Origin of the sequence: Brevundimonas sp. PWP3-1b1 (assembly GCF_049896065.1) — a bacterium.
In the GTDB taxonomy this organism is placed as follows: Bacteria; Pseudomonadota; Alphaproteobacteria; order Caulobacterales; family Caulobacteraceae; genus Brevundimonas; species Brevundimonas intermedia_B.
The window spans coordinates 810422-823873 of record NZ_JAFCTO010000001.1 but is presented as its reverse complement, the minus strand read 5'-3'; the positions used below and the strand labels follow the sequence as shown (position 1 = coordinate 823873).

At 67.1% G+C, this 13452-nt stretch carries 14 protein-coding genes; 8 read left to right on the top strand and 6 right to left on the bottom strand.

Features of this window, described 5'->3' with window-relative positions; all coding sequences use genetic code 11:
- The first annotated feature begins 92 nt into the window (after positions 1–92).
- From ACP69V_RS04000 to ychF, 7 genes are all read left to right on the top strand, one after another.
- Complete coding sequence (locus ACP69V_RS04000) at positions 93–734, top strand: 50S ribosomal protein L25/general stress protein Ctc (RefSeq protein ID WP_426022744.1); 642 nt, start codon at positions 93–95, stop codon at positions 732–734.
- An 87-nt stretch (positions 735–821) separates the two neighbouring features.
- Positions 822–1442 (top strand): aminoacyl-tRNA hydrolase, encoded by a 621-nt coding sequence (gene pth / locus ACP69V_RS03995; RefSeq protein WP_409715883.1) that lies wholly within the window; start codon positions 822–824, stop codon positions 1440–1442.
- A gap of 49 nt (positions 1443–1491) precedes the next feature.
- Positions 1492–1878 carry a hypothetical protein gene (locus tag ACP69V_RS03990; RefSeq protein ID WP_426022743.1) on the top strand — a complete coding sequence of 129 codons (387 nt, stop codon included), beginning with the start codon at positions 1492–1494 and terminating at the stop codon, positions 1876–1878.
- 67 nt (positions 1879–1945) lie between these two features.
- Positions 1946–4015, top strand: coding sequence for a TonB-dependent receptor family protein (locus ACP69V_RS03985; protein ID WP_426022742.1), 2070 nt, complete (start codon positions 1946–1948; stop codon positions 4013–4015).
- Positions 4005–5348, top strand: coding sequence for a PepSY-associated TM helix domain-containing protein (locus tag ACP69V_RS03980; RefSeq protein WP_426022741.1), 1344 nt, complete (start codon positions 4005–4007; stop codon positions 5346–5348). The genes ACP69V_RS03985 and ACP69V_RS03980 overlap by 11 nt, the downstream gene beginning before the upstream one ends.
- A 13-nt stretch (positions 5349–5361) precedes the next feature.
- Positions 5362–5859 (top strand): copper chaperone PCu(A)C, encoded by a 498-nt coding sequence (locus ACP69V_RS03975; RefSeq protein ID WP_426022740.1) that lies wholly within the window; start codon positions 5362–5364, stop codon positions 5857–5859.
- 70 nt (positions 5860–5929) lie between these two features.
- Positions 5930–7024, top strand: a complete 1095-nt coding sequence (ychF, locus tag ACP69V_RS03970) for a redox-regulated ATPase YchF (RefSeq protein ID WP_426022739.1) — start codon at positions 5930–5932, stop codon at positions 7022–7024.
- On the opposite strand, the gene ACP69V_RS03965 is transcribed toward ychF, so the two are convergent.
- The 3 genes from ACP69V_RS03965 to ACP69V_RS03955 all read right to left on the bottom strand — a co-directional run bounded on the left by ACP69V_RS03965 (position 7017) and on the right by ACP69V_RS03955 (position 10081).
- On the bottom strand, positions 7017–7550 hold the full coding sequence (locus tag ACP69V_RS03965; RefSeq protein WP_426022738.1) for a hypothetical protein: 534 nt from the start codon (positions 7548–7550) through the stop codon (positions 7017–7019). The two genes, ychF and ACP69V_RS03965, sit on opposite strands and share 8 nt — an antisense overlap.
- Before the next feature lie 38 nt (positions 7551–7588).
- Entirely contained in the window at positions 7589–9025 is a 1437-nt protein-coding gene (locus tag ACP69V_RS03960) for a hypothetical protein (protein WP_426022737.1), read from the bottom strand.
- A gap of 66 nt (positions 9026–9091) precedes the next feature.
- Positions 9092–10081 (bottom strand): helix-turn-helix transcriptional regulator, encoded by a 990-nt coding sequence (locus tag ACP69V_RS03955; RefSeq protein ID WP_426022736.1) that lies wholly within the window; start codon positions 10079–10081, stop codon positions 9092–9094.
- 91 nt (positions 10082–10172) lie between these two features.
- On the opposite strand from ACP69V_RS03955, the gene ACP69V_RS03950 reads away from it, so the two are divergent.
- The gene (locus tag ACP69V_RS03950; RefSeq protein WP_426022735.1) at positions 10173–10424 is read left to right on the top strand and encodes a hypothetical protein; all 252 of its coding nucleotides are present in this window, start codon (positions 10173–10175) and stop codon (positions 10422–10424) included.
- Positions 10425–10428: 4 nt separating this feature from the next.
- Here the strand turns inward: ACP69V_RS03950 and ACP69V_RS03945 are convergent, their stop codons facing one another.
- The 3 genes from ACP69V_RS03945 to ACP69V_RS03935 all read right to left on the bottom strand — a co-directional run bounded on the left by ACP69V_RS03945 (position 10429) and on the right by ACP69V_RS03935 (position 13443).
- Positions 10429–11535: an acyltransferase family protein gene (locus tag ACP69V_RS03945; RefSeq protein WP_426022734.1), complete on the bottom strand. Its 1107-nt coding sequence runs from the start codon at positions 11533–11535 to the stop codon at positions 10429–10431.
- A gap of 69 nt (positions 11536–11604) precedes the next feature.
- A complete protein-coding gene (locus ACP69V_RS03940) occupies positions 11605–12015 on the bottom strand; it encodes a DUF1801 domain-containing protein (RefSeq protein ID WP_426022733.1) in 411 nt (136 codons plus the stop codon).
- Positions 12016–12021: 6 nt separating this feature from the next.
- A complete protein-coding gene (locus ACP69V_RS03935) occupies positions 12022–13443 on the bottom strand; it encodes an NAD(P)(+) transhydrogenase (Re/Si-specific) subunit beta (protein ID WP_426022732.1) in 1422 nt (473 codons plus the stop codon).
- Positions 13444–13452: the final 9 nt, after the last annotated feature.

Below are 13452 nucleotides of genomic sequence, written 5' to 3'. Positions count from 1 at the left end.
ATAGCCCGCGCTCTTGAATTCGAGGGTTCATCACCCCCGCCGCGAGAGCCCAGGGTTGGCGCGGCGTTTCCGTTGTTGTTGAGGCGAGCCACATGGCCGAGATCATTCTGAACGTGGACGTCCGCGATGGCGTCGGCACCGGCGGCGCTCGCGCCGCGCGTCGCGCCGGTTTCGTGCCGGGCGTCCTGTACGGCGGCGAACAAGCCCCCGTCGCCATTTCGGTGAACGAGAAGGACTTCCGCAAGTCCCTCTACACCGGCAAGCTGCTGGGCCACCTGGTGACCCTGAAGTACGGCGACGAGACCCAGCCGGTCATCGCCAAGGACGTGCAGTTCGACCCCGTGTCGGACCGTCCCCTGCACTTCGACCTGATGCGCGTCGATGCCAAGGCCCCGGTCAAGATCGAAGTGCCCGTTCACTTCCTGAACGCCGACGAAGCGCCGTTCTCGCGCCAGGGCGGTTCGCTGGAAGTCGTGCGTCACGCCGTCGAGATCCTGGTCCGCGCCGACCAGATCCCGGAAGAACTGGTTGTCGACCTGGCCAAGGCCGAGATCGGCGACACCATCCGCATCTCGGACATCAAGCTGCCCAAGGGCGCGGAAGCCACCATCACCGACCGTGACTTCGTGATCGCCACGATCAAGATCTCGTCCGCCGCGCTTTCCGAAGCCGCTGACGAAGCCGCCGACGCAGCCGTTGCCGAAACCGCTCCGGTCGAGAAGACCGAAGACTGATCCTTCGGCTCTTCGAGAAGATTGCGCCCCGCCCGGTTCGCCGCGGCGGGGCTTTTCTTTGTCTGAGGCACGCGGCATGAGGACGCCATGATCATCATCGCTGGGCTCGGCAATCCGGGCGGCAAATACGAGAAAAACCGCCACAACATCGGCTTCATGGCCGCCGACGAGATCGCGCGCCGATGGCGGTTCGGTCCCGAGCGGGCCAAGTTCCAGTCGATCGTCAGCGAGGGCCAGGTCGAGACGGCCGACGGGCCGGTCAAGGTCCTGCTGATGAAGCCTCAGACCTATATGAACGAAAGCGGACGTGCTGTCGGAGAGGCGGCGCGTTTCTACAAGATCAAACCCAGCGAGATCATCGTCTTCCACGACGAGATCGACCTGGCGCCCGGCCGTTTCCGCATGAAGACCGGCGGCGGCGCAGCGGGACAGAACGGCGTCCGTTCGCTGATCAGCCACCTGGGCGCCGACTTCCGCCGCGCCCGTATGGGCATCGGCCATCCAGGCGAGAAGGAATTGGTCATGCCCCACGTCCTGGGCGACTTCCACAAGGCCGAACAGCCGTGGCTGGACGCCATGCTCCAGGCCTGCGCCGACGCCCTGCCCTTCGCCGCCGCCGGCGATGACGAACGCTATCAGGGCGAAGTCATGCGCCTGGCCCCCGCGCCCAAATTCAGCCCGCGTCAGGCGGCGCGCGGCGAGCTTTAGGACAAACCGCCGCCTATCCCGTCGTCGCAAAACACCGTAGAGGCGAGGCGTGATCCGTTCCCAGGCCGATAACTGGTCGACCTCGAAATCGCTCGCCTTCCTGGCGGCGGTCTTCGCGCTCGTGCTTGGAAGCCTGCTGCCCTTTGCGGCCCTGGCGGCGGTTCAACCGGGCCAGCCTCTGATCATCTGCTCGGCCGAAGGGCCGCAGACGATCCAGTCCGGCGGGATGGACGGCCCGGTGAACAAGCACGTCGGGGCCAAGTGCGCGGCCTGCGTCATGCCTCTGGCCGCCGCCCTGCCCTGTCCGCCCGCGCCGCAACCGGCCCCGGTCGTTCGTATCGCCGAACGCGTCGTCTATGTCGTCGCCAGCGTCAGCCCGCCGCCGCCAGCGCGTGCCCCGCCGCGCCCGCCGTCCACCGCACCACCCAAAGCCTGAACCAGACCTCAAGCCCGCGCCGGCCTCCGCACCCGCGCGTCTTTCTTGTTCTGATTTCAGGATCATCATGTCTTTCAAGACCACCGCAGCGCCGTGCGCGCTGCTGCTCGCCGCGCTGACGAGCGCTGGATGGGCCAGTCCCGCCTTCGCCCGGCAAACCCCTGAGCCCGCCGTGCTCGATAGCGTCATCGTCACCGGCCGTCGCAACGCCGAAGACCCCGCCGTCGTCGCAGACGCCCGCGCCCTGCTGTCGCGCACCCCCGGCGCCGTGGCCGTGGTGGCGTCGGAAACCTATCAGGACCGCTATGCGCTCAGCTTCGCCGATACGCTGCGCGGCGTGCCCGGCGTCTTCGCCCAGCGCCGTTGGGGCGAGGAAGTGCGGCTTTCGATTCGGGGCTCGGGCATCGGCAACGGCGCCCATCTGCGCGGCGTCCTGCTGGCTCAGGACGGCGTCCCCTTCAACGCGCCCGACGGATTCGGTGAGTTTCAGGAGATCGATCCCCTGATTACGCGCCATATCGATGTGTACAAGGGCGGAAACGCCCTTCGTTTTGGCGGCGCAGCCTTGGGCGGCGCGATCAATGTCGTGACCCCCACCGGTCGGACAGCCGCCAGTCGCAACCTGATCCGCATCGAAGGTGGATCGTTCGACACCCAACGCGGCCACGTCGCCATCGCCCGCGATCTGGGCGAGTGGGACGTCTACGCCGCCGCCACTCTCGCCCGTTCCGATGGCTTCCGGGACAATCAAAACTCGGACTCCAAACGCCTGACCCTGAACCTGGGTCGTACGTTCGGCACGGACCGCGAGCTGCGCCTGATCGTGCAGGGCAATGATCTGGACCAGTCGGTGTCATCCGCCGTGACGCGGCAACAGGCCCTGACCAACCCGCGAGACGTTCCCGCCAACAATCGCGCCCTGGCCTTTGCCAGAGACGTGAAGTCGCTGCGCACCACCGTTTTGGGCCGCTGGAGGATCGACGACAGTCTGATGGTCGAGGGCGCGGCCTATGTCGTGGACAAGGATCTGTATCACCCGATCTCCATCGTCATCGACCAGAACAGCCTGCAATGGGGGGGCTATGGCCGCGTGGACTGGAACGGACAGGTGATGGGGCTGCGCGCCGACGCCTATGCTGGCGTCAGCTATCGCGGCGGCGCGACCGACGCCTTCACCTTCGTGGCGGCGGGCGGCGCACGACCTGGCGCCAGGATCGGCGATTCGGTTCAGGACGCCGTCGGCCTGGATGTCTTCGCGGAGGGCCGCCTGTTCGTGACCGACCGACTGGCTCTGGTCGCGGGCGGCAGCTATGGCCGTGCAGAGCGGGATTTCACCAACAATCTGGCCCCAAGCAACAATGCGGACGTGACCTTCGACTGGTTCTCCCCGCGCATCGGTCTGCTTTGGGAAGACGAGACGGGCACGCAGGTCTATGCCAACCTGACGCGTTCGGTGGAGGCGCCCGGCTATAATGCGCTGGTTCAAGGCGCGATACCGCGCTTCGTCGATGTCGATATTCAGGATGCCTGGACCGCTGAAATCGGCGCCCGAGGACGTCGCGGTCCCTTCACCTTCGACCTGTCGGCCTATCGCGCCGAGATCACCGGCGAACTGCTCAACTTCATCGTCACCCCGGACATTCCCGCCTCCACATTCAATGCGGGCGACACGGTTCACCAGGGAATCGAAGCAGGGCTGGACTGGCGGATCATGGCCGGCCCCCACGGCCGGTTGACGCTGCGCCAGACCTACGCCTGGTCCGACTTCGTCTTTGACGCGGATCCTGTCTATGGCGACAATCGTCTGCCGGTCGTGCCCGAACATCTGTACCGGGCCGAACTGAAGTACCTCCATCCTGCCGGCTGGTTCGTCGCTCCCAGCGTGGAGTGGTCGCCGTCGGATGTCCTGGTGGACTATGCCAACACCCTGACGGCCCCGGACTACGCCATCCTCTCGTTGAATGCGGGCTGGGGGTTCGACAATGGCGTGTCCCTGTTCCTGGATGCGCGAAACCTGACAGGCGAAAACTACATCTCCTCCGTCAACGCCGTGACGGATGCGCGGGTCGCCCCGACGGCTGTGTTCGTACCCGGCGAGGGACGCTCGGCCTATGTGGGAGTTCGCTATGCATTCTGAGCCAACGGCCGATCTGTCCGGTCCCTACCGCGCCGTGTGGCGGTGGCATTTCTATGCGGGCGTGTTCGTCATGCCGGTGCTGATGCTGCTGGCCCTGACCGGCGGCCTCTATCTGTTCAAGGACGAGATCGACGGGTTTCTGTATCGCGACATGATCCGTGTGCCGGCGACCCAATCTCAGGCCGCGCCCGAAACCTGGCTGGCCAATGCGTCTGCAGCCGCCGGCGGCGGACGGGTCGCCAATCTGGTCCTGCCCGCCGGCGCCGATCAGGTCGTCAGGCTTCGCGTGGATCGACCGGACGGGGTGCAGAAGACCGTCTTCATCGACCCCCACACGGGGCGCGCGACGGGCGTCATACCCGCCGGGGGCTTCATGGAACTGGTCAAGAAGACCCACAGCCTGACGCTGCTGGGTCGGCCGTTCAACATTCTCGTCGAAATCGTCGCCGGCTGGACCATCATTCTGTTCGCCACGGGTCTCTATCTGTGGTGGCCGCGCGGGCGAGCCGTCGGGACCTTCACGCCCAAGATGACCGACAGCCGTCGTCGGCCGTTCTGGCGCGATCTGCATGCGCTGACCGGATTCTATGTCGGGGGTGTTGTCCTGTTTCTGGCGGTCACGGGCATGCCCTGGTCGGCGGTCTGGGGCGACCGGGCCATGGGCCTGATCAAGGAGACGGGGTTGGGGCGACCGCCCGCCCCCGTCGCCGGCGCCTGGCAACGCGCGCAGCACCATGACGCACCGGTCGGCGCCGGCTGGACCATGGAGGGGATGGTGATGACGCACGACCACGCCGGCCACGGCGGTCTGGCGCAGGTGCTGCACGTCGCGGATCAGGCCGGTCTGGCGCGCCCCTATGCCGTGAACATACCGGCCGCCGACGCAACGGCCTATACGCTGACGACCCAGGCCCGCCGCGTGCAGGACAGCCGCTCGCTCTATATCGACGCCACGTCCGGGCGGCTGCTGGGCGACATCGGCTACGATCAGTTCGGCGCGGGCGCAAAAGCCATCGAACTGGGCATCTTAACCCATCAGGGCACGCAGTTCGGACAGGCCAACCGCATCGTCATGCTGCTGGGCTGTATCGGCGTATGGCTGCTGGCGATCAGCGGCCTGGTCATGTGGTGGAAGCGCCGTCCGCCGAACCTGTCGCGTCGCCGCCTGGGCGCACCACCCGCCCCGCCGGGACCGCGGGTGCGCGCCGCCGTGCTGGGCATCGTCCTTCCCCTCGCCATCCTCTATCCTCTGACGGGACTGAGCCTGGTCGCGGCCGTGTTGCTCGATCGAGCCGTACGACCGATGATCCGGCGCCGTTCCGCCGCCTCGTGAAAGACCTGACGTCATGAAAACCAAACTCGCTCTCGCCGCCGTCGCCCTGTCTCTGGCGGCCTGCAATCCATCCGAACCGGCCAAGGCGCCGGCGGCCGAGACATCCGGCGCAACGACGGCCGCCGCCGTGACCGCAACCGACGCCTGGTGCCGCCCCTCTCCGAACGGGGCCAAGGCGGGGGGCTGCTATGTCACCCTGACCGCAGCGACGGACGATCGGCTGACCGGCGGATCCACCCCTCGCGCCGGATCGCTTCAGGTGCATGAGATGAAGACCGAGAACGGCATGATGAAGATGGCCGAATTGACGGCGGGTCTGCCTTTGCCGGCCGGTCAGGCCGTAGCCCTGGCGCCCGGCGGAAACCACCTGATGCTCATCGACTTGACCGCTCCGCTGGTCGCAGGCGAAACCGTGCCTCTGACCTTCCAGTTCGCCTCGGCGCCGGCGATCACGGTGCAGGCGGCGGTGCGTCAGCCGGCCATGGCGGGCATGGATCACAGCGCGCATTGACCCCAGTTGAAGCGCGAGCCTGACAAACCGGTTCGAACCGGGTAAAGGCTCGCGCCTCACGAGGAATACCATGGCTCTTAAAGTCGCGATCGTCGGCCTGCCCAACGTCGGCAAGTCCACCCTGTTCAACGCCCTGACCAAGACGGCGGCGGCCCAGGCGGCCAACTATCCGTTCTGCACCATCGAGCCGAACACCGGCGACGTGGCGGTGCCGGAGCCGCGTCTGGAAGCCTTGGCCGAGATCGCCGGGTCCAAGGAGATCATCCCTTCGCGCATCACCTTCGTGGATATCGCGGGCCTGGTGCGCGGCGCGTCAAAGGGCGAGGGCCTGGGCAACCAGTTCCTAGCCAATATCCGCGACTGCGACGCCGTGGCCTTCGTGGCCCGCTGCTTCGTCGATGACGACATCACCCACGTCGAGGACCGCATCGACCCGATCGCCGATCTGGAGATCATCGAGACCGAACTGATGCTGGCCGACATGGAGAGCCTGGAGCGCCGTCGGCCCCAGCTCGAAAAACGCGCCAAGGGCGGCGACAAGGAATCCGGCCTGACGCTGAAGCTGGTCGATCTGGCCCTGGCCCAGCTGAACGCCGGCAAGCCCGCCCGCACCGCCGAGGTGTCCAAGGAGGACGCCAAGGCCTGGCATATGCTGCAACTGCTGACCGCCCTGCCCGCTCTCTATGTCTCCAACGTCGAGGAAGGTTCGGCCGACAAGGGCAACGACCTGTCCGACAAGGTCGCGGCGCGCGCCGCTCAGGACAACGCCAACTCGGTCGTCATCTCGGCCCAGATCGAATCCGAGATCGCCGTGCTGGACGACGAGGAGCAGAAGGAGTTCCTCGAAACCCTGGGCCTCGAAGAACCCGGCCTGAACCGCCTGATCCGCGAGGCCTACAAGCTGTTGGGCCTGCAGACCTATTTCACGGTCGGCCCCAAGGAGGCCCGCGCCTGGACCATTCCCGTCGGCGCCACCGGCCCGCAGGCGGCAGGGGTCATCCACACCGACTTCGAGAAGGGCTTCATCCGCGCCGAAACCATCGCCTACGAGGACTTCGTCGCCCTGCGCGGCGAGGCCAAGGCGCGCGAGGCCGGCAAGCTGCGCGCCGAGGGCAAGGCCTATGTCGTCAAGGACGGCGACGTGATGAACTTCCTGTTCAGCTAGGCGGGACGGCGGGGGCGGCCGTCCCCTGCCCCTTCATCATCTTCTCCAGCGGATTGGCCGGATCCGGCGCTCTAGGCGAACCGGGGCACCGGGCCAGTTTGACCGTCGTCCGGCTGCGATCGAGGTAGGTCAGGTTCATCAGCTCGCCGCTGGTCGCCATATGCACCCGCTCTGTGCGCGCCTGACCCTCGCCGACGCAGGCCAGGGTGGCCAGATAGCCGGAGCCGGTCTCCTGGATGGCGGTGATGTCGCAGCTGTTCTCGTAGCCTTCGAACCGCAGCGGCGTGATCGTGATGGGCCGGCGGTCGCCCTGGGGCGCAGCGCACCAGGCCGGGTTCGCCGCCCACACGCCGACGAAGCTGCGCGGCCCGCGTGACGCCAGCGAAGTGGGTCCGGGCGCCTCCACCGGCTGCATCGCTTCGGGCGTCCTGACCGGCTGGGCCGGCTCGTCCGGCGGATTGACGCGCCGATCGCCGCAAGCCGAGAGCAGAAAGACAGCGACGATCGGGAACAGTGAAGGTTTCATCCGCCCTCAACGCGACTTGGGAGCCTCCGGTTGCCCGGTCAGTTCAGGATGATGCGGCCGCCTTCGCGCCTGAACCCGACGCCGGTTCGCTGGAACAGCCGGGCGACGACGGCGGCGGGATCGCTCGCGCCCCGATCCAAGAGCCCGGAGATGTCATTGGCGAGCGTCGGATCGCGCGAAACCCGCGTCAGAGCGTCCAGCCACTCGGCACGGGTCAGCACCCCGTCCTGACGATTGGCCGCCAGAAGAGGCCTCAGAAAGTCGAACCAGTCTCCGCCGCTCCGCTGGTTCTGCGCGCCCTCGGCGGCCATGGCGAAGACGGCCCCGCAGGCATAGTAGGCGCGGTGCTCGCCACGCTCCGCCGCCGTCACGACCGCTCGACCCGCCGACAGGTCGATACAGTCGTCGACCTCCTTCTGCAGTTCGGCGCGTGCGTCATAGGTCGGGTCCAACGCCTTCAGCGCCCGCACCGCCATCAGGTCGGCCCCGCCCTCGGTGATCCACATGTCACGGGCGTATTCGTAGCGCACGGCCTGGCCCAGCCAGAAATGCGCGCTCTCATGGCCGATGAACCAGCGCGACCGCTCCAGCATCTCCTGGTTCGGCCGCATCACGCCGACGCCTTCGAACTGCATGACGATCAGACCGGGCAGGACGCTGCCGCCCATGCTGGACATCCGTTCGGTTGGGCCGTTCCAGCTGACCATGACGGTCGAGGTCTCGCTGCCGACACCGGGATCGCCCAGGCGGTTGCGGTAATAGTCGCCGACGTGGGGCGCAAAGCCTCGGATCTCCTCCCCGATCCAGGACGGCAGATTGGGATCCATGACGGTGGTAAGGCCGTCGCCGGGGGTGACCCGCGCCTGGCCCAGCAACACATAGCTGCGCTCATCCGTCGTGGTCAGGTTGGGGCGGCGCTTGCCATTGAACAGCACAGGCCCTGCGGTATCGCGCCAGGTCACCCGCGACGGACCCGCCGCAAGGTCCACGCCGTTCAGGTCCGCCGGCATGGCCTGCGCCGCTGCGACCGACGGCAAGGGGAAGACGTCGAACTGGCGCGTCGGCAGGGCGACCGCGCCGTCGGAGAAGGTCAGGGTGCCGTACTGCGCCTCCAGATCGACGGCTCTGGGGCGGATCGAGAAGCGCACGCGACGCGGCACGGGACCGCCATCCACGCTGCGAAGGATGTCGTAGGCGCCTCGGCGCTCCATCACCACGCCCGGCGTCTGAACCGTCCACTGAGACTGTCGCCAAGGCTGGCGAACCTCGGTGATCAGGGCCGAATCCATGAAGGCCCAGACCGGCGCGTCGCGGTCGAAGACATAGTCCGCCGTCCAGTCGTCGCCGTCGCGGGTCACCGTGACCGCAGGCTCGGCCTGCTGCGCGAAGACGCCCTGGGCGGGGGCGGCCGTGGCGCAGGCGCCCAGCAGGGCCGCCGTCAGGGCGGTGGAAACGGCAAAGGCTTTCAGGCGCAAGAAGCAGGCTCCAGACAGATCGGCTGAGCATAAAGGCGGCGCGGGCTGCGTCAGCTTACCGTTCCGTCATGCTTTGGCCCGCTCAAGAGCGCGCCCGGCGGCGGCGAGTTCCCCGGCCATGACGGCCTTCAGTCGTTCGGGCGCCAGGATCTGCGCCTGCTCGCCCCAGGTGAACAGGTGCCAGGCCAGTTCGCGCATGCCGGACGCCCGGAACCGCACGACGACCGCGCCGTCCGCCTGATCCTCGAAACTCTGGGTCGGATGCCAGCGCCAGCTCTTCGCCTCGGCCGCGCCCTGGGGCGTGATCCGCAGCACGACGTCCTCGATCTCGTCCTGATAGATGCCGAAGGACTGGCTGGCGAAGACGCTCAGGTCGAAATCGGCGGGCGGGACGGCCAGCCCCTCCTGCGGGGCGACGTGGCTCATCCGGTCCAGGCGGAAGGTCTGGATGCGGCCGGTCTCGCGGTCGGCGGCGACCAGATAGTTGGCGCGGCCGAACATGACACCGCACGGGGCGACGCTGCGCCGACGCGGCTCGGCGCCCGGTCGGGAATAGGTGAAGCCCAACGGCTGCTGCGCCAGCACAGCCCCGCGAATGGCGGTCAGCATGGCCTCGTCCGCCGACGGACGCGGCCCGGCCTGGACGGCGATGGTCTCGGCCCGGACCAGGGCCTCCAGATCCGGCGCCATCCGGTTCAGGGTGGTGGACCGCATCGCCGCCTTCAGCTTGCGTTCCAGCCCCTCCAGCGACGTCGCCCGCGCCGGTTCGCCGGCAGCCCGCAGGGCGGACGCCGCCTTGGACAGTTCCAGCATCTCGGTCGCCGTCGGGGCCTGTTCGAACGCCGACAGGCCGCCCCGGATACGCCAGCGTTTCGACGGCGGGTCCGACACCTCGTCCACCTGGGGGAAAAGCATCATCACGGCGTCGCGCATCCGTTCGGCGGTGCGGCGGCCCACCCGCATGTCGCGGGCCATTTCGTCGATGGACAGACCTTCGGCGCTGGCGGCCATGCGCCGCGCCAGTTCGATCACCATCGCCGCCTTGTCGTGTCTCACCGTCGCCGCCGATCCATACGTCCGTTTCTGACGCAACAGTGCTTCATAACCCAATCATCGACAAGAGGCCGTCGCTTCAGGAGATCACATCATGGCTCGTTTCCAACCCACCCCTTCGCCTGCTCATTCGGCGATCAACGCCAGCCGCTACATCATCGTGCCCTGCGAGGCCGATGGTTCGTCCGACCTCGCCGTGATCTGGGACCGGCTGGAGGAACAGGTGGTCGACGTCATTTCGGCGGCCGCCAGCAGCCGCTACTCGGACGAGGACATGCTGTGGGACGAAGGCCGCGCCGGCGACATGGCGTCGGGATGGGCGTCGGAATGGCGGATGGCGGCCTAAAGGCTCAGGCCGCTTTCGGCTTGGTCCAGCGGTCGATCATCCGCTGCGCCGGCTGTTCGACCAATCGGTGCGCGACGACAGCCACCACGACGATGAAGCCGAACATGGCGACGGCGAACAGGTCGTTCAGCCAGACCGATCCGAAATCGATCCGCCGCACGGGCACCCAGTCCAGCTTTCGGGCCACGATCATCATCACGGTCAGGATGAACATGTGCACCATGTAGATGGCGAACGACCATCGCCCCAGGGTGACCAGCGCCGGATGATCCAGCACGCGTGACAGGGCGCCGTCCTCGCCCGCGAAGACCCAGATCAGGACCACGAAGACCAGGGTGACGGCCACGGTGATCGGCCCCTGGGCATAGCCGATGAAGATGCAGGCCGCGACGATGGCCACGACTTCCAGCACCGTCGCGGCGCCGCCCTTGAGGCGAGGAATGCGCGTCCACAGGCCCTGCAACAGGCAGCCCAGGAAGAAGCCATAGACCGCGCGCGGCACGGCGAAATCGTAGGTCGTGTTCATCCAGCGCCGAGCGTAGCTGACCACCAGCACGCCCCCGATGATCGCCAGGACCAGACCGATCCAGCGGAACCGCTTCGGCGCGACCAGCACCAGGCCGGCGAAGATCAGATAGCAGGCCCATTCGGCGCTGAGCGTCCAGGCCGGCCCGTTCCAGGTCAGGTAGGGATGCACATGCCAGGCCTGGATCAGCGCCAGGTTGGTGAAGATCGCCTCGATCGACCGATCCCGCGTGAACGGCGGCGCGCTGTCGAAATGAAACACCAGCCGCGCCAGCTCCAGCCCGACGAAGGCCGCCAGCATCAGCAGATGCAGCGGCCAGATCCGCCCGAACCGCCGCACCATGAACCGCCCCCCATCCCGCCCCGACTTCAGCCGGTCGGCATAGGCATGGGCGATGACGAAGCCCGACAGCACGAAGAAATAATCGACGAACAGATACGAATGCTGAATGAAACCCCAATCGCGCCAATGGCTTGCCACCGGCATGTGGAACATCACCACAAGAATGGCGCACACCCCACGCAGGGAATCCAAGGCCTCGAAACGGCGGTGGGCGACGGGGGCGGGTTTGGACAGGGCGTTCACGGACGCGTGATAGCGCCGGTCAAGGTTGCGCGATAGGGGTTTCGGCGGTTGGTCGGCGGATCAGCGCGCTTAGACTTCAGCGGGGACGTCTCGTAACGCCCGCACGGATCGGTCGCACAAGTCGCGCAGAACCGCGCGGTCCAATTGATCCAGCCGGCTGACATAGATACAGCCAACGCCGGTCTTCACCTTGCCCAACGTCGCCACCAGGCCTTCTCGCTCCGGGAAGTCGCCGGCGATGTAGAGCACCAGTTTCGCCTTGCGCGGCGAAAAGCCGGTCAGCGGCCAGTCGCCCATCGGTCCGCCGGTATTTCCGAAGCCGACGATGGACGATCCCCACATGACGGCCGGCTCGCCCGTCACCTCGGCCATGAGGGCGCACACAGACCCTGCGTCGGCCCGTCGTCTTGCATCCTCGACGGCGGCGATAAAGTCCTCGACCGACGCGTCGGTCGGGCGGGTCTTGGGCGCGCTGGCCATGACTCCCTAAAGCCCCTTCACGATCCCCTCGACCATCTTCTTGGCGTCGGCGAACAGCATCATGGTGTTGTCGCGGAAGAACAGCTCGTTCTCCACGCCGGCATAGCCCGAGCCCATGCCGCGCTTGATGAACAGCACCGTACCGGCCTTTTCAACGTCCAGGATCGGCATGCCGTAGATGGCGCTGGTCGGGTCGGTCTTGGCGGCGGGGTTGGTGACGTCGTTGGCGCCGATGACGAAGGCGACGTCGGCGGATGCGAACTCGGCGTTGATGTCCTCCAGCTCGAACACCTCGTCATAGGGGACGTTGGCCTCGGCCAGCAGGACGTTCATGTGGCCGGGCATGCGGCCGGCGACGGGGTGGATGGCGTATTTCACCTCGACCCCCTCCTCCTTCAGCTTGTCGGCCATTTCACGCAGCGCATGCTGGGCCTGGGCCACGGCCATGCCGTAGCCAGGGACGATGATGACCTTGGACGCATTCTTCATGATGAAGGCGGCGTCCTCGGCCGAGCCCTGTTTGACGGGGCGGGTCTCCTTGGCGCCGGCGGGACCGGCCGCCGCATCCGCGCCGCCGAAGCCCCCCAGGATGACGCTGATGAAGCTGCGGTTCATGCCCTTGCACATGATGTAGCTGAGGATCGCGCCCGACGACCCGACAAGGGCGCCGGTGATGATCAGGGCGATGTTCTCCAGCGTGAAGCCCAGGGCCGCCGCCGCCCAGCCGGAGTAGGAGTTCAGCATCGACACCACCACCGGCATGTCGGCGCCGCCGATGGGGATGATCAGGGTCGCGCCCAGCACCAGGGCTATCAGGAAGACGCCCCAGAAGGCCCAGGTCGCCGCACCATTGGTGCCGATCAGGATGCCGATCAGCAAGACCAGGCCCAGGGCCAGGCCGACGTTGATCAGATGGCGGGCGGGCAGGATGATCGGCGCGCCGCTCATGTTGCCGTTCAGCTTGGCGAAGGCGATGACCGAGCCGGTGAAGGTGATGGCCCCGATGGCGACGCCGAGCGACAGCTCGATGATCGACAGGGTTTTGATGCCGGTTCCGTCCTCGGACAGGATGCCGAAGGCCTCTGGCGCATAGACGGCGCCGATGGCGACCAGGCAGGCGGCCATGCCGACCAGGCTGTGGAAGGCCGCAACCAATTGCGGCATGTCGGTCATGGCGACGCGCTTGGCGATCAGGGCGCCGGCCCCGCCGCCGACGATGACGCCGCCGGCGATCAGGGCCAGGGTGACGCCGTCCAGCGCGCCCGTCGTGCCCAGCGTCAGCAGGGTCACGCCGATGGCCAAGGCCATGCCGATCATGCCGAAGGTGTTGCCCTGACGGCTGGTCTCGGGGCTGGACAGCCCCCGCAGCGACAGGATGAACAGGACGCCCGAAACCAGATAGGCCAGTGCGGCCAGCGATGCGTTCATCACGCCCCT

What these genes read in the sequence shown, in the direction of transcription:
- ychF (WP_426022739.1), top strand. Translation starts at nt 5,930, where the DNA reads ATGGCTCTTAAAGTCGCGATCGTCGGCCTGCCCAACGTCGGCAAGTCC.
- ACP69V_RS03985 (WP_426022742.1), top strand. Translation starts at nt 1,946, where the DNA reads ATGTCTTTCAAGACCACCGCAGCGCCGTGCGCGCTGCTGCTCGCCGCG.
- ACP69V_RS03965 (WP_426022738.1), bottom strand. Translation starts at nt 7,550, where the DNA reads ATGAAACCTTCACTGTTCCCGATCGTCGCTGTCTTTCTGCTCTCGGCT.
- ACP69V_RS03980 (WP_426022741.1), top strand. Translation starts at nt 4,005, where the DNA reads ATGCATTCTGAGCCAACGGCCGATCTGTCCGGTCCCTACCGCGCCGTG.
- ACP69V_RS03975 (WP_426022740.1), top strand. Translation starts at nt 5,362, where the DNA reads ATGAAAACCAAACTCGCTCTCGCCGCCGTCGCCCTGTCTCTGGCGGCC.
- ACP69V_RS04000 (WP_426022744.1), top strand. Translation starts at nt 93, where the DNA reads ATGGCCGAGATCATTCTGAACGTGGACGTCCGCGATGGCGTCGGCACC.
- ACP69V_RS03950 (WP_426022735.1), top strand. Translation starts at nt 10,173, where the DNA reads ATGGCTCGTTTCCAACCCACCCCTTCGCCTGCTCATTCGGCGATCAAC.
- ACP69V_RS03935 (WP_426022732.1), bottom strand. Translation starts at nt 13,443, where the DNA reads ATGAACGCATCGCTGGCCGCACTGGCCTATCTGGTTTCGGGCGTCCTG.
- ACP69V_RS03940 (WP_426022733.1), bottom strand. Translation starts at nt 12,015, where the DNA reads ATGGCCAGCGCGCCCAAGACCCGCCCGACCGACGCGTCGGTCGAGGAC.
- pth (WP_409715883.1), top strand. Translation starts at nt 822, where the DNA reads ATGATCATCATCGCTGGGCTCGGCAATCCGGGCGGCAAATACGAGAAA.